Origin of the sequence: Bradyrhizobium sp. HKCCYLRH2015 (assembly GCF_051168215.1) — a bacterium.
Lineage (GTDB): Bacteria > Pseudomonadota > Alphaproteobacteria > Rhizobiales > Xanthobacteraceae > Bradyrhizobium.
The window spans coordinates 455937-470431 of record NZ_JBNPUO010000004.1; the positions used below are offsets into that span (position 1 = coordinate 455937).

The window sequence follows — 14495 nt, forward strand, 5'->3', positions numbered from 1 at the left end:
GATGGAACATGCGAAGGTCAACATCCTCCTGGTCGACGATCAGCCCGCGAAGCTGCTGGCCTACGAGGTCATCCTGAAGGAACTCGGCGAAAACCTCGTAGTCGCCACCTCTGGTCGCGAGGCGCTCGAAATTCTGTTGAAGAACGAGATCGCCGTGATCCTCGTCGACGTCTGCATGCCTGAGCTCGACGGTTTCGAGCTGGCGCAAATGATCCGTGAGCATCCGAGGTTCCAGAAGATTGCGATCATCTTCATCTCCGCCATCCAGGTAAGCGACTTCGATCGCCTGCGCGGTTATGAGATGGGCGCCGTCGATTACGTGCCGGTTCCCGTCGTGCCGGAGGTGCTGCGCGCCAAAATCAAGGTCTTTGCCGAGCTCTATCGCAAGACACGCGAGCTCGAACATCTGAACCTTGAGCTGGAGGACCGGGTACGGGCTCGCACGGCCGAGCTTGAGCGATCAACAGCAAAGCTCGTCGAGAGCGAGCAGCGTCGGAGCATGGCGATCGCGGCCGGCCGGATGGGCTCATGGGACTGGGACGGTGTCAATGGCGACTGGATGTGGGACGAGGGCCAGTACCGCATCTTCGGCGTCACGCCGCAGAACTTCGAGCTGAACACCGTGAACATCATGGCGCTGCTGCACCGGGAGGATGCCGAGCGCGCCCGCCAGGTGGTCGCGGAATTCAGCCGTGGCACGGCTTCGTATGAGGCTGAGTTCCGGATCAACCGGCCCGATGGCGAAGAGCGGTGGTGCGTTGGAACGGCCGCGGCGACCACCGACAGGACTGGCCGCGTGATCCGCGTCAGCGGGGTCACGATCGACATCACCGAGCGCAAGCGCGCCGAGGAACGACAGAACCTGCTGACCCGCGAGGTCGATCATCGTGCCAAGAATGCGCTGACCTTGGCCCAGTCGATCGTGCGGCTCACCAAGGCGGACAGCGTGAAGACCTATGTCAACGCGGTAGAGGGGCGCATCAGCGCACTGGCCCGCGTTCACACCATCCTCTCGCTATCAAGCTGGGAAGGTGCGAAGATAAGCAGGTTGGTGGCCGAAGAACTTGCACCCTATGCACCGGGCGGCCAGGTCGCCTTTGACGGTGCCGAGCTGCAACTCGAGCCTGCGACCGCACAGACGCTGGCGTTGGCGCTGCACGAGCTGGTGACAAACTCGGCCAAATACGGCGCGCTGTCGGTCCGCTCCGGACATCTCTCGGTCAAATGGACCATCGAGGATGAGCGCCTGGATCTGATCTGGATTGAAACCGGCGGTCCCTTGGTGCGCGCACCGACCTCGCGCGGCTTCGGCACGCGCAGCCTGATGGCCAGTGTGGAAAGCCAGCTCGGTGGGCGCGCCTCCTTCGACTGGCGTCCAGAGGGATTGGTGTGCCGGCTGGTCGTCCCGCTCCGCCCCGGCGCGACCCCGCCGGAGATCACGAGCCCTTGCGCAACGGCGGCTCCGGACGACGCACGACAACGGGCTGCGGGCTGACCGCCCCGGGTAGCTCAGGCCATGTCGCGCGAGATCCGGACCGGGATCGACTTGGCGGCGGGCACCTTGCTGCCCTCCGCATAGTGCCATAGCGGAATCAATCCGTTGCATTCGGGGTAGTAGGCCGCAACGCTGTAGCGCGGAATGTCGAACGCCACTGCCTGGAGCCCGCCCAGCGAGCGCTCCACGCCGTCATCGGCCTCGGTCGAGAGCCGAACCGGTTCGCCCTGCTTGATGCCCAGATCAGCCATGTCGCTCGCGTTCATGAAGACGATCTGACGGCCACCGGTGACGCCGCGAAAACGGTCGTCCTCGTTGTAGATGGTGGTGTTGAACTGGCCGTCGGCGCGCAAGGTCATCAGCTGATACACGCCATTGCCTTCCTCCGGCGGATTGAGCGCCGCCTTGGGCACGGTGAAGTTCGCCTTGCCGGTCGGCGTTTTCCATTTGCGTTCGCGGGCGCCAAGCGGCCGCGGAAAGCCGCCGGGCTCAAACAGGCGCTTGTTGAAGTCTTTGAACTGCTCGGGATAGGTCCGCTCGATCGCGTCTCTGACGCGCGCGTAGTCGCCAACCCAGGCATCCCAGTCGACGCGCGGATTTGGCTTCAGGGTGGCCTTGGCGAGACCGGCGACAATGGCTGGTTCGGACAACAGGGTCTCGGCGACGGGTTGGCGCTGCCCGCGCGAGCCGTGAATGCAGGTGGTGGAGTCCTCCATCGAGACCGCCTGATCTCCGCTGGCCTGCCGGTCGATTTCGATGCGGCCGAGGCACGGCAGCAGATAGGTCACCTCGCCTGCGACGATGTGGCTGCGATTGAGCTTGGTTGCGATCTGCACAGACAGCCGCAGCTTCGACCACGCCGGCTCCATCAGCGAACGTTCCGGGACGGCGCGCAGGAAGTTGCCGCCGAGACTGATGAAGCCCTTCACGTCGCCCTTGATGATGCCCTGGCAGGCATCCACCGTGCTGAGACCGTTCCATCGCGGCGGCTCGAAGGAATAGAGATCGGCCAGTTTGTCGAGTGGCACCAGCTTGGTCTTCTCGGAGATTCCCACGGTGCGCTGACCCTGCACGTTGGAATGGCCGCGGACAGGCGAGATGCCGGCCCCGGGCTTGCCCATATTGCCGCGCAACAGCAGGAGATTCACGATCATCTTGGCCGTCTCGACGCCATGCCGATGCTGCGTAATTCCCATGCCGTAATTGGCGATCACAGCGTGCGAGTTCGCGTAGACCTTGGCTGCCTCCAGAATAGCGGCGCGCTCGAGGCCGGAAGACCGCTCGATATCGCTCCACGACGCCTGCCGGCAGAAGGTCGCAAAGGCCTCGAAGCCGGACGTGTGCTGCTCGATGAAGGCGACATCCAGCACACGCGGGCTCTTCGTGGCGACCGCCGCGTCATCCGCCTCGATGACCGCCTTGCACAATCCGAGCAGCGTCGCCCCATCTCCGCCGACGCGCAGCTGATGATATTGCGTGCTGATCCGCGTCCCGCCGGTCAGCACCATCTGAATCGGGTTCTGCGGATCGGTGAAGCGCTCCAGCCCCCGCTCACGCAGCGGGTTGAAGGTGATGATGGGTACGCCGCGTTGCGCCGCCCGCTGCAACGGATGCAGCATGCGCGGCGAGTTCGTCGTCGTGTTCTGGCCGAAGAAAAATATGCAATCCGCTTTGTCGAAATCCTCCAGCAGCACCGTGCCGACGGGCACGCCGATCACCTCAGGCAGCGCTACCGACGTCGACTCGTGGCACATGTTGGAGCTGTCGGGAAAATTGTTGGTGCCGTACATCCGGCCGAACAGCTGATACATGTAGCTCGTCTCGAGCGAGGCCCGGCCCGACGTGTACATCACGACCGACCGTGGATCGAGCCTGTTCAACTCCGCCCCGATGTCGCGGAAGGCCTCGTCCCAGCTCACGGCAACATAGCGATCCGCCGCAGCGTCGTAGCGCATGGGATGAGCGAGACGCCCCTGCTCTTCGAGCTGATGATCCGACCAGCCTCGCAACTCTGTCAGACTGTGCCGAGCAAAGAACTCCAGTCCGACGGTCTTGCCGGTGATTTCCCACGCGGTCGCCTTGGCGCCATTCTCGCAAAATTCGAACGGGTGCGGCTTTGCCGGCTTGGCCCAGGAGCAGCTGACGCACATGAAGCCGCCCGGCTTGTTCTGTTTCAGCAGGATCTCGCTGCCGAGCAGCGTCACCTCCTCCTGCGTCAGGATGCTCGCGACCGCGTGCACCGACCCCCAACCGCCAGCCGGAGATTTGTAGTCCTGGATTTTTGCCTTCTCGCTCACGACGCATCTCCGCGGCCTGGTCAAAAGCGGCAAACCCGGGATGAGCAGCGAAGTTCCGATTCCTCACTGAACCTTGCGAGGCTATCATCGAAGTCACGCGGGCGAAGGGCCGAACATAGGAATTAGGAACGACCCAGCCCGCCGCGAGTCATGTCCGTGCCTCTGGCGGCGTTCCCCCATCTCGCTGGAGGCACTCCGTGTGGACTGCGGCCCAGCGTTCGACCCCTCGGGCGCTGGGCCTGTCCCTCCTGAGGTGGCCGGGATTTCTCCCGGCTTCCGATCTCAGCTTCAAGCCGCGCTGCGCTTGAGATGGCGGCCTTCCCTGACCTCCTCGATGATCTTGGCGCTGAAAGCTTCCAGATCGCCGGGATTGCGCGAGGTGATCACGCCTTGATCGACGACGACCTCCGCGTCCTGCCACTGCGCGCCGGCATTGGCAACGTCCGTCTTGATCGATTTGTACGACGTCATTTTGCGCCCCTTGGCGATGCCGGTCTCGCTCAGGAGCCACGGCGCATGACAGACCGCCGCGACGATCTTCTTGGCTTCGAAGATCTCCTTGATGAACCGCAGCGCCTTCGGCTCGAGCCGCAACAGATCCGGATTGATCTGGCCGCCCGGCAGCACGACGGCGTCGTAGTCCGCAGCAGAAGCCTGGTCCAACGTCTTGTCGACCTTGACGGGCCGTCCCCAATCCTTCTCATTCCATCCCTTGATCTCGCCCAGCGCGAGCGAGACGATCTCGACGGTCGCGCCCGCCTGCTTGAGGCGATCGCGGGGCACTTCGAGCTCGGATTGCTCGAACCCGTTGGTTGCGAGGATCGCGATCTTCTTTCCCTTGATATCCATTGAACTCTCCTGGCCATTCGCACCGCGGGCAACCTCCCGCTGGCGGGCATGTTCCACCTGGAAAGCGCGAGGACCGTCACAACTGGTCAATCGCTTGACGCTCTCCCGGGGGGTGGAACCAGCCCGCACGTGCCGCAGTTTGTTGGACGTCCCTGCCTTGAAATGGATGGGCGGCGTCGGGCGGCACGGCATCGCTGCGTCGGCGGATCGCAATCTGGAGGCGCTCGTGCCCTACGCATTGTTTGAGAATGACGAACAGATGACCCGCCCGTTTCGCACCGAGCGCGAGGTCTGGGAGGCCGCGGAACAGGCCGATCTCATCACGTTCGGCACGCATGGCGAGAAAATTCTGGACAACAATTTCGAGATCAAATCATGCGAGGCCACTCCGGAAGAGCTGACGGCCGTACCGCCGGACATCGTATTGCCCGAAGCTCACACGCCCCATGTTGGCGAGCGGCACGGGACCGCCGACCCACCTTTGCCCTCGCTGCCCAAGCCAAGGACGCGGACCTCCTCATGACCGGGCGCGGACCCGCCATGGCCGTCTCGGCGAGCTGAATACCGACGAGCAGCGGATCGCTCGACCTTGTCGCCGGAATGTCATGCGTGCCGGGCCCCTCTCTGTCTGGGAGGCAGCCTGCTCGCCTCTTCCAGCTTGAGCTGCTCGCGTTGTTGCCGCAGTCCCTCAAGCGTTCCCAACATCCGCTGCAACAGCGCTTCGGCCGCCGCCGCCGGCACGCCGGCCCGCCGCAATTGCACGATTTCGCGACGCTGCCGCCCGACCTGAAGGCGCAGACGGTCGATTTCGGCTCGAACCAGATCGAGATCGCGCATGGAGCCCCCCTCAGACGATGATCATTACACCATAGAACAAAATGGGAACATTCTGCAAGCTGGCGCATTGAGCCCGCCAAGAACGGCAGAGCCCCATGGCTGAACGGCTGCAGAAAGAACCCGAGGACTGGGGTTCCGGAGCCGATCCGATGACCGATGCCCACGCGTCCTGCTTGAAGACGCTCAGCGAGCAGGCCGGTCGCCCTGCCCCCACGCAAGCGGAGATGACGAAGGCTGAAGCGTCCGAACTGATCGATGAGATGAGACGCGCCGCGAGGTTGGATTGAGCTGGCCAAGTTCAAGTCATCGAGACGATGATTCGGCAGATCGGTATTCCGATGTTGCCGATGCCGGGCCTAGGCTGTCGCGAATCAGAAATCGGTCGTTTAGTCTTCGCGGCATTTCGCGGGAGTCCACCATGGTTGCGGACAGTGACAGCAAGGTTGCCTGGCATCGCGCCCAGCTCAAAAAGAATCGTGCTGCCTTGAAGCAGATTGAGACGGCGCGGTTCACGGTGGGCGAGAGCGCCGATGCGAAGGCGCTCGAACACACCAAGCGGCAGGTCGCGGAACTCCAGCTCAAGATACGCGAGTCCGAGCACCTCATTACCCAGCACGACAAACAAGTACGACGCCCGCTGGCGACCGACCTGAGAAGCCTCTCGAACGTCGCCTGGCGCAACTGGACCGGCAACGGCCCGCGCTGAGGACTCGCGCTGTCCTGCCCTTCAGTCGACGATTTTCTGATGCTCGGCTCCAGTCTCTTGCAGAACCGTGGACACATTCGACGGCTCTGATCTGTCAACCGCCGGCGCCCAGCGCTTCAGCCGCTCATCGCTTCGGCTGAGAGCATCGAGGTCGATGCGTCCTTGCGCCAGAGCCTCCTTGGCGCAGGCCAGCACGCGATGAAACTGGGTGCCGTCATAGGCCACCAGCAACAGATCGGCACCGCCGTTCAGAGCCTCCACGACAGCTTTGCAGAGATCGCGGCCGTAGATCGCCCCCATCACGAGATCATCCGTCACAATCACACCCTGATAGTTCCAGCGGCCGCGAATGAGTCCCTCGAGCACGGCTTTGGAATGTGAGGCAGGCCGCTCCGGATCGACCGCATCGACCGTCACGTGACCGACCATCATCGCCGCGTGCGAGCCCTGCAGCACCTGTCGAAATGGCCGCCAATCCGACCGTTCCAGGACATCTGCCGGTGTGCCGAGCTGTGCCGAGAAATGATGCGTATCGGCTGCGACGCGACCCAGACCAGGGAAATGCTTGATGGCCGCGCGGACACCGCTAGCTTCCAGGCCACGGACGTAGCCGAGCGCAATGTCGCCAACCACCGCGGGATCGTTGGAGATCGCGCGGCGGCCGATCAAGGTGTGAAAGTCCAGTCGATTGCGTGTCCAGCTCGGGCGAAGGTCGACGACAGGCGCCAGGTTGAAGGTGATGCCGGCAGCCGCGAGCGCCTCACCTTGGGCGCGCCCCATCGCGAACGCATCCTGCGCGCGCCGCGAGGCCGGCAGATCGGCCAGCGTGGCGAGGCCGGGCATGTTCGGCAGTGTCGGAGACAGGTGCGCGACGGAGCCTCCCTCCTGATCCGCCGCGACCAGCAGGGACGGCAGCCCGGCACTCCGGCGCGCGTCCTGCAACCGCGCGATCTCGGCACGGAGTTGCGGCTCGGTCCGGCCACGGACGTTGTGGTGAGTGACATAGACTCCCGCGATCAACCCCTGCCGCGCCAACGCGGCTGCGTCGCCCACGGCCGTGTAGCCGACGATGAAATGCCGGCCGAGCAGACGCGCCACGTCCGGGGGCGTGCGGAACGTCTCGTACTTGCGCCAGGCAAACATGAACTGCGTCGACGTCAGCATGATCAGCGGAACGCACCATGCCAGCACGAGCGCGCGTCCGGCGGCCCCCTGCCGCCACCGGCCGCCGAGCATCAGCAGCAGCGGGACAGCAAGCCCGATGAGGAGCAGGGCCACATGGCCGCTGCCCCGCAGCCGAACCAGATAGGGCTCGTTGCTGTTCAGCGTGACGAAAATGAAGAGCAGAGCAAGGATCCAGAGAACCGCGGTCCTGATACGTCCAAGCATGTGTGCAGCCGATCATCCCAGGGGAAAGACGGCCATTGCGTAACAATCACGTTTCGCCCGCGCCAGCAGCAGAATCGCGTCTGCACCAAATCTGCAAACAAATCCTGAAATGCTGCAGATCCCCTCGTGAGCCGCTGCATAGGCAGGCGTCATGCTGGGCTCATCGGCTTGTGCCTTCCGGCCCGAGCGATGACCCAAACCAAGGATTCCTCCATGACCACCCTTGCCGAGCCGACGGCTGCACCCGTCGCGCCCGATTCCATGTGGCTCAAATTCGCCCTCGCTGCAGGCCTCGTCGGCCTCGCCGATCCGCTGCTGTACGACGGCCGGCCGATTGGCCTGGCATTCCCGCTGTTTTTCGCCGCGCTCGCCTCCGCCAGCGTTCTTGCCAACCTCGCCAAGACCAATCGAGGCCGTCTGGTCGGAGCCGCAGTTCTCTTCGGTGCCGGCCTGGCTCCCGCCATCGAGGAACTGAACCTGCTTTCTTTTCCTGTCCTGCTGCTCACGACGCTGTCGGCCGTCGCGCTGGCGACCAACCGATCCGCGCGCGGCTTCCGGCTTCCGCTGACCGCCGCACGGCAATTGCTGCTCATCGGACCGTTTCGGCTGATACCGGATGCGATCGTGACGCTACGCACGAACATGGTCATGCGAACTCTCCTTGTCTGGAGCATCCCGCTGGCACTCGGTTGCGTGTTCCTGGCTCTGTTCGCGGCAGCCAATCCGGTCATTGAGCGCTGGTTCGCCGTTCTCAGTCCCGAGCAGGTCGCTTCCCAACTCACGATGGGGCGCGCGATCTTCTGGCTCGTCACGTTGTCCATGGTCTGGCCGTTCATCAATCTTCGCTGGCGCGAGCGGACCAAGACTTGGAGCTCGCCGATCGAAAGCGAACCCGATCAGCCGTCAATCCTGGCGACCGTGCTCGGCCCTGAAACGGTGCTTCGGGCGCTGATCCTGTTCAACATCCTGTTTGCTCTCCAGACGGCGCTCGACGGCGCCTATCTGTGGGGACATGCCGCGCTTCCGGACGGCATGACCTATGCGGCCTATGCGCACCGGGGCGCCTATCCCTTGATCGTCACAGCGCTGCTCGCGGCGGCCTTCGTCATCGTCGCCGTCCGCTCCGAGACCACGGCAAACGAGTCGCGATTGGTCCGGCCGCTGGTCTATCTCTGGGTGGCACAGAACGTGATGCTGGTCGTATCCTCGATCCAACGGCTTCACATGTATATCGAGACTTATGCTCTGACCTATTGGCGGATCGCGGCCTTGATATGGATGATCCTGGTTGCGATCGGCCTGATCCTCATCGTGCTCAGGATCGCTCTCGCCAAGTCCAACGCGTGGCTCGTCCGCATGAACATCCTGGTGCTCTCGGCGACCATTTACGGCTGTGCACTGATCAATTTCGACCGGCCGATCGCAGACTTCAATGTCTCCCATAGTCGTGAGGCGGGGCAGAGCGGCCCTCTCATCGACGGCTCCTATCTCGTCTGGCTCGGGCCAGAGGCGCTGCCGGCCATCGAGCGGGCGATGCTGTTGCGACCGACGGACCGGGGACTGGCGAGCGACCGCGATCGGCTCCTCGCGCAACAGCAAAGCAGCATGGCGTCCTGGCGATCCTGGAGTTTTCGCGGCTGGCGCCTGCAGCGCTATCTCGATACACATCCCGTGTCGCAGAAACCAAGCTGATGCCTCGCCGCGGAGGAAAGCACGTGTCTCCCCGAATCCTCATCGTCGACGACGACCCGCATATCCGCGAGGTCCTGCGCGTGGCCTTGAGCAAGGCCGGCATGGCGGTCAAGGAAGCCGCCGACGGCCGCGCCGCGCTGGCCAGGTTCGCCGAAGACCGTCCGGACCTGATCGTGCTCGACGTCGGCATGCCGGAGTACGACGGCCTCGAGGTCTGCCGGCGGATTCGCCGGACCTCGCAGGTGCCGATCCTGTTCCTGTCGGCGCGCGACGAGGAGATCGACCGTATTCTCGGGCTCGAGATCGGCGGCGACGACTACGTGACCAAGCCGTTCAGTCCGCGCGAGCTCGTCGCCCGCGTCAACGTCATTCTCCGCAGGGTCTCATCCGGTGGGGCGGATCGTGCGCCCGAACCGGAGGAGCTGGCGCATGGCAGGCTTCGTCTCGACCCGCAGCAGCATCTGGCGCGCTTCGGCGACGCGCCGCTGACACTTACCGCCCTGGAATTCAGCATCCTGCGCACGCTGATGACGCGCCCTGCCGTCGTGTTCAGCCGCGAGCAGATCATGAGCGCCGCCTATCAGCTCAACATCCAGGTTTCCGACCGCACCATCGACAGCCACATCCGCAACATCAGGGCCAAGCTGGCAGCCGCGCATTGCGAGGACGCCATCGAGACGGTGCATGGCGTCGGCTTCCGGCTCGGCCGCTGCGGCGCCCCATGATCGCGCCCAAGCCCAAGGCAAAATGGCGGCCGTCGCTGGGACAGATCGTCTTCGGCGTTCTGGCGCTGGTCGGCACCTTGCCGCTGGTCGGGCTGTTCTTCTTTCGCATCTATGACAACCAGCTGATCCGCCAGACCCAGGCGGAGCTGATCGCGCAGAGCCGCGTGCTGGCGGCGGTCTTTGCCGAGGAGGTTTCCGCGCGCCTTGCCGCCGGCGTGCCGCTCGGCGCCGAGATCCCGCCCGAGTCACGTCCAGATGCCTCCGACGAGGTGACGCCGATTCGCCCCCTGCTCGATCTCCTGGCCAACGATCTGTTCGTCCGCCGGCCCGACGCACGCGATGCGGTCCATCCTGCGGATCCGGCCTACGTCGCGATCGGCGCGCGCCTGCTGCCGATCGTCAGGGAGACGCAGAAGGTCACCTTGGCCGGGTATCGCGTGCTCGATCCCCAGGGCGTCGTGATCGCCGGCCGCGACGAGATGGGCAAATCCCTCGCCCATATCGACGAGGTGGCCGCCGCCCTGAAGGGACGCTACAGCGCCGCGCTCCGCATCCGCATTCCCGACAAGGCCCCACCACCGATCTATTCGATCAGCCGCGGCGTCGGCGTCCATGTGTTCTCGGCCATGCCCGTGATCGTCGACGATCACGTCGCCGGGGTCATCTATACCTCGCGCACGCCGCGCAACATCTTCGAGCATCTCTATCAGGAGCGCGGCAAGTTCATCGCGGCCGGCTCCACCATTGTCCTCACGACGCTGCTGGTCGGCCTCATCGTGGCGCGCACGATCACGCGCCCGATGCGCGAGCTGGTCGATCGCGCCGGCCGGATCGGACGCAACGATCCCGCAGGCTTCCGTCCGCTCGCCCATTACGGCACCCGCGACTTCGCGGAGCTCGCCGAGCACTTCTTCGCCATGGCCGAGCAACTGGCGCAACGCTCCAACTACATCAGGAGCTTTTCCGCGCATCTGACCCACGAACTCAAATCACCGCTCACCTCGATCAAGGGCGCAGCCGAGCTGCTGCTCGACTCTCTGGCCAGCCCTTCTGAGACCTTGACGCGCGCCGAGCAGGAGACGTTCCTCACCAACATCCTTGGCGACGCCGACCGCCTCGCGGCACTGGCCCAGCGCTTGCGCGAGCTGGCACGGGCGGAGACGGTGTCGGCGGTCGAGGCCGGTAGCATCGCCGAGGCCGTCGGCACGCTGCGATCGCGTTTCCCGTCGGTTGTCATCGAGACATCAGGGCCGGTCGAACGTAGCACGACATTGCCGAACGAAACCGTGCTCATCGTGCTCACGCATCTCGTCGACAACGCCGTCCGGCATGGCGCCCTGCGCATCCGCCTCGAGGCCGAGGAGAGCAAGGAGATGCTGATCGTCATCGCCAGCAATGACGGCGATCCGATCTCGCCTGACAACCGCGACCGCATCTTCGACGCCTTCTTCACGACCCGGCGCGACAGCGGCGGTACCGGCATGGGGCTGGCGATCGTGCGCGCCATCATGGCAAACCATGGCGGCGAGATCTCGCTGCGGCCGAGCGAGACCGGTGTCGCATTCGTGCTGCGGCTACCGATCGAATGCAGACGCGGGACGCCGACTTAAGATAGCGTGCTCTCTGCGGCGCCACGTCAAAGTTGCTTCCGGTCGCTCAATCGCCGCCGGCAATCCCCACCACATTCAGGGCCTTGTCGACGAAGGTCTTCTCTCATTCGTTCGTATACGAGCAATGTATGCCACGGTGCCGCCGGCTGCATGGGCCGCACGAGAATGCCGCAGAACTGCATGGCAATTCGCAAATGACTTGGACCCGCGATCCGCGTAATCTTCGCCCCGATTGCACCATCGGCCAGCGTCCCGCTTGGCCTTCGGGAGACCTTGATGAATTCGAGCCGTTTCGAGATCAGCCGCCGGACCGCCCTCCTGACCTCCGCTGCCATCGCAGCGAACGTGGTCAATCCATTCCGCGCCTTCGCCCAGGAGACGCCGCGCAAGGGTGGCGTGTTCAACGTTCACTACGGCGCCGAGCAGCGCCAGCTCAATCCGAGCCTCCAGGCTTCGACCGGTGTCTACATCATCGGCGGCAAGATCCAGGAGAACCTCGTCGACCTCGACGCCAATGGCCAGCCGGTCGGCGTGCTGGCCGAGAGCTGGGAGGCGACGCCGGACGGCAAGACCGTCACTTTCAAGCTGCGCAAGGGCATCACCTGGCATGACGGCAAGCCGTTCACGTCGGAGGACGTTGCCTTCACCGCGATGAACATGTGGAAGAAGATCCTCAACTACGGATCGACCCTGCAGTTGTTCCTGACTGCGGTCGACACGCCAGATCCGCAAACCGCGATCTTCCGCTACGAGCGGCCGATGCCGCTCAACCTGCTGCTGCGCGCCCTGCCCGATCTCGGCTACGTCTCGGCCAAGCACATCTACGAGAGCGGCGACATCAGGCAGAACCCCGCCAACCTCGCCCCCATCGGCACTGGTCCGTTCAAATTCGTGAAGTACGAGCGCGGCCAGTATATCATCGCCGAGCGCAATGCCGACTACTGGCGGCCGAACGCACCCTATCTCGACCGCATCGTGTGGAAGGTGATTACCGACCGTGCCGCGGCGGCGGCGCAGATGGAGGCTGGCGAGCTGCACTACAGCCCGTTCTCGGGCCTGACGATCTCCGACATGGCGCGGCTCGGCAAGGACAAGCGTTTCATCGTGTCCACCAAGGGCAATGAGGGCAACGCGCGCACCAACACGCTCGAGTTCAACGTCCGCCGCAAGGAGCTGGCGGACGTGAAGGTCCGCCGTGCCATCGCGCATGCGATCAACGTTCCCTTCTTCATCGAGAACTTCCTCGGCGATTTCGCCAAGCTGGGCACCGGTCCGATCCCGTCGACCTCGACCGACTTCTACCCCGGCGCCAATACGCCGCAATATCCCTACGACAAGGCCAAGGCGGCGGCGCTCCTGGACGAAGCCGGCTACAAGCCCGGCGCCGGCGGAACCCGCTTCTCGCTGCGGCTGCTGCCTGCGCCGTGGGGTGAGGACATCTCGCTGTGGTCGACCTTCCTTCAGCAGTCGCTTGGCGAGGTCGGCATCGCGATCGAGATCGTGCGCAACGATGGCGGCGGCTTTCTCAAGCAGGTCTATGACGAGCACGCCTTCGATCTCGCGACCGGCTGGCACCAGTACCGCAACGACCCCGCGGTTTCGACCACGGTCTGGTATCGCTCCGGCCAGCCCAAGGGCGCGCCGTGGACCAATCAGTGGGGTTGGGACGATCCCAAGATCGACAAGATCATCGATGACGCGGCGACCGAGGTCGATCCGGCCAAGCGCAAGGCGCTCTATGCCGATTTCGTGCGCGAGGCCAATACCGAGCTGCCGGTGTGGATGCCGATCGAGCAGATCTTCGTCACCGTGATCACGGCCAAGGCGCGCAACCACTCGAACACGCCGCGCTGGGGATCGTCGAGCTGGCACGATCTGTGGCTTTCCGCCTGAGCCGGAATCCGTCAGGATGAGGCCATGCGCATCTTGAGCCTTGCGGGGCGGCGGCTCGCCGCCTCGATCCCCACCCTGTTCCTGATCCTGATCGGCGTCTTCCTGCTGCTGCAACTCGCGCCCGGCGATACGGTCGACGCGATGATGGCGCAGATGGGCGGCGGCGATGCCGCCACCGCTCGCGAGTTGCGTCGCTTCTATGGACTGGACCTGTCGGTCCCGATGCAGCTCGCCAATTATCTGTGGCGGCTGGTGCGTCTCGATCTCGGGTTCTCCGCGATCTACGGCAAGCCCGTCGCTGCCGTGATCCTGGAGCGGCTGCCACCGACGCTGCTGCTGATGACATCGGCGCTGTCCTTTGCCTTCTCCTTCGGTCTTGTTTTCGGGGTGATCGCCGCGCGCGGCGTCAACCGCTGGCCGGATACGCTGATCTCCACGGTGGGCCTGATCTTCTATGCCACCCCGTCGTTCTGGTTCGGACTGATGGCCATCGTCGTGTTCTCGATCTACCTGCAGTGGCTGCCCGCCGGCGGCTTCGAGGATATCGGCGCGGTCACGACCGGCGTCTGGCGCGTGCTCGATATCGCACGACACCTGGTGTTGCCGTCCTTGACACTCGGCCTGATCTTCCTCGCCATCTATCTCCGCATCATGCGCGCCTCCATGCTCGAGGTCCTGAACCTCGATTTCGTCCGCACCGCGCGCGCCAAGGGCCTCGACGAGACCCGCATCGTCACCCGCCACGTGCTGCGCAACGCGCTGCTGCCGATGGTGACGCTGATCGGACTCCAGGCCGGCACGATGCTCGGCGGCTCCGTGGTGGTCGAGACGGTGTTCTCGCTGCCCGGCCTCGGACGTCTCGCTTATGAGTCGGTCGTCCAGCGCGACCTCAACACCCTGCTCGGCATCGTCTTCGTCTCGGCGCTGCTCGTGATCGCCGTCAACTTCGTGACCGATCTGCTTTACGCGCGGCTCGATCCGCGCATCACGGCGGAGAGCTAG

14 protein-coding genes are annotated in these 14495 nt (G+C 64.4%); 10 read left to right on the top strand and 4 right to left on the bottom strand.

The window, feature by feature from the left end; all coding sequences use genetic code 11:
• Position 1 precedes the first annotated feature (1 nt).
• Positions 2 to 1495: an HWE histidine kinase domain-containing protein gene (locus ACQR1H_RS13210; RefSeq protein ID WP_316215912.1), complete on the top strand. Its 1494-nt coding sequence runs from the start codon at positions 2 to 4 to the stop codon at positions 1493 to 1495.
• A gap of 14 nt (positions 1496 to 1509) precedes the next feature.
• On the opposite strand, the gene ACQR1H_RS13215 is transcribed toward ACQR1H_RS13210, so the two are convergent.
• Entirely contained in the window at positions 1510 to 3792 is a 2283-nt protein-coding gene (locus tag ACQR1H_RS13215) for an FdhF/YdeP family oxidoreductase (protein WP_434907641.1), read from the bottom strand.
• Between the two features lie 288 nt (positions 3793 to 4080).
• Complete coding sequence (locus ACQR1H_RS13220) at positions 4081 to 4641, bottom strand: type 1 glutamine amidotransferase domain-containing protein (RefSeq protein ID WP_434907642.1); 561 nt, start codon at positions 4639 to 4641, stop codon at positions 4081 to 4083.
• A gap of 166 nt (positions 4642 to 4807) precedes the next feature.
• Between ACQR1H_RS13220 and ACQR1H_RS13225 the strand changes: the two genes are divergently transcribed.
• Positions 4808 to 5164, top strand: coding sequence for a hypothetical protein (locus ACQR1H_RS13225; RefSeq protein WP_316178948.1), 357 nt, complete (start codon positions 4808 to 4810; stop codon positions 5162 to 5164).
• Between the two features lie 80 nt (positions 5165 to 5244).
• Here the strand turns inward: ACQR1H_RS13225 and ACQR1H_RS13230 are convergent, their stop codons facing one another.
• On the bottom strand, positions 5245 to 5478 hold the full coding sequence (locus ACQR1H_RS13230) for a hypothetical protein (RefSeq protein ID WP_315799892.1): 234 nt from the start codon (positions 5476 to 5478) through the stop codon (positions 5245 to 5247).
• 95 nt (positions 5479 to 5573) lie between these two features.
• Here ACQR1H_RS13230 and ACQR1H_RS13235 point away from each other — a divergent pair, with 95 nt between their 5' ends.
• A complete protein-coding gene (locus tag ACQR1H_RS13235; protein WP_315799891.1) occupies positions 5574 to 5765 on the top strand; it encodes a DUF3072 domain-containing protein in 192 nt (63 codons plus the stop codon).
• A 131-nt stretch (positions 5766 to 5896) separates the two neighbouring features.
• A complete protein-coding gene (locus tag ACQR1H_RS13240; protein ID WP_434907643.1) occupies positions 5897 to 6184 on the top strand; it encodes a hypothetical protein in 288 nt (95 codons plus the stop codon).
• Positions 6185 to 6205: 21 nt separating this feature from the next.
• Here ACQR1H_RS13240 and ACQR1H_RS13245 read toward each other — a convergent pair whose 3' ends face one another.
• Complete coding sequence (locus tag ACQR1H_RS13245) at positions 6206 to 7420, bottom strand: glycoside hydrolase family 3 N-terminal domain-containing protein (RefSeq protein WP_434889374.1); 1215 nt, start codon at positions 7418 to 7420, stop codon at positions 6206 to 6208.
• Between the two features lie 42 nt (positions 7421 to 7462).
• Here ACQR1H_RS13245 and ACQR1H_RS13250 point away from each other — a divergent pair, with 42 nt between their 5' ends.
• The 6 genes from ACQR1H_RS13250 to ACQR1H_RS13275 all read left to right on the top strand — a co-directional run bounded on the left by ACQR1H_RS13250 (position 7463) and on the right by ACQR1H_RS13275 (position 14495).
• Entirely contained in the window at positions 7463 to 7681 is a 219-nt protein-coding gene (locus ACQR1H_RS13250; protein ID WP_434885606.1) for a hypothetical protein, read from the top strand.
• 105 nt (positions 7682 to 7786) lie between these two features.
• Positions 7787 to 9265 (top strand): DUF4153 domain-containing protein, encoded by a 1479-nt coding sequence (locus ACQR1H_RS13255; protein WP_434907644.1) that lies wholly within the window; start codon positions 7787 to 7789, stop codon positions 9263 to 9265.
• A 23-nt stretch (positions 9266 to 9288) separates the two neighbouring features.
• A complete protein-coding gene (locus ACQR1H_RS13260) occupies positions 9289 to 9990 on the top strand; it encodes a response regulator transcription factor (RefSeq protein WP_315799887.1) in 702 nt (233 codons plus the stop codon).
• On the top strand, positions 9987 to 11600 hold the full coding sequence (locus ACQR1H_RS13265) for an ATP-binding protein (RefSeq protein ID WP_434848642.1): 1614 nt from the start codon (positions 9987 to 9989) through the stop codon (positions 11598 to 11600). Before ACQR1H_RS13260 ends, ACQR1H_RS13265 begins: the two co-directional genes overlap by 4 nt.
• Positions 11601 to 11876: 276 nt before the next feature.
• Positions 11877 to 13493, top strand: coding sequence for an ABC transporter substrate-binding protein (locus tag ACQR1H_RS13270; protein WP_316178640.1), 1617 nt, complete (start codon positions 11877 to 11879; stop codon positions 13491 to 13493).
• 24 nt (positions 13494 to 13517) lie between these two features.
• Positions 13518 to 14495, top strand: coding sequence for an ABC transporter permease (locus tag ACQR1H_RS13275; RefSeq protein ID WP_434907645.1), 978 nt, complete (start codon positions 13518 to 13520; stop codon positions 14493 to 14495).

Coding starts and splice junctions, on each gene's coding strand:
- ACQR1H_RS13210 (WP_316215912.1), top strand. CDS start 2: ATGGAACATGCGAAGGTCAACATCCTCCTGGTCGACGATCAGCCCGCG.
- ACQR1H_RS13245 (WP_434889374.1), bottom strand. CDS start 7,420: ATGCTCGGCGGCCGGTGGCGGCAGGGGGCCGCCGGACGCGCGCTCGTG.
- ACQR1H_RS13275 (WP_434907645.1), top strand. CDS start 13,518: ATGCGCATCTTGAGCCTTGCGGGGCGGCGGCTCGCCGCCTCGATCCCC.
- ACQR1H_RS13225 (WP_316178948.1), top strand. CDS start 4,808: ATGGGCGGCGTCGGGCGGCACGGCATCGCTGCGTCGGCGGATCGCAAT.
- ACQR1H_RS13250 (WP_434885606.1), top strand. CDS start 7,463: ATGGCCGCTGCCCCGCAGCCGAACCAGATAGGGCTCGTTGCTGTTCAG.
- ACQR1H_RS13240 (WP_434907643.1), top strand. CDS start 5,897: ATGGTTGCGGACAGTGACAGCAAGGTTGCCTGGCATCGCGCCCAGCTC.
- ACQR1H_RS13220 (WP_434907642.1), bottom strand. CDS start 4,641: ATGGATATCAAGGGAAAGAAGATCGCGATCCTCGCAACCAACGGGTTC.
- ACQR1H_RS13265 (WP_434848642.1), top strand. CDS start 9,987: ATGATCGCGCCCAAGCCCAAGGCAAAATGGCGGCCGTCGCTGGGACAG.
- ACQR1H_RS13255 (WP_434907644.1), top strand. CDS start 7,787: ATGACCACCCTTGCCGAGCCGACGGCTGCACCCGTCGCGCCCGATTCC.
- ACQR1H_RS13235 (WP_315799891.1), top strand. CDS start 5,574: ATGGCTGAACGGCTGCAGAAAGAACCCGAGGACTGGGGTTCCGGAGCC.
- ACQR1H_RS13230 (WP_315799892.1), bottom strand. CDS start 5,478: ATGCGCGATCTCGATCTGGTTCGAGCCGAAATCGACCGTCTGCGCCTT.
- ACQR1H_RS13270 (WP_316178640.1), top strand. CDS start 11,877: ATGAATTCGAGCCGTTTCGAGATCAGCCGCCGGACCGCCCTCCTGACC.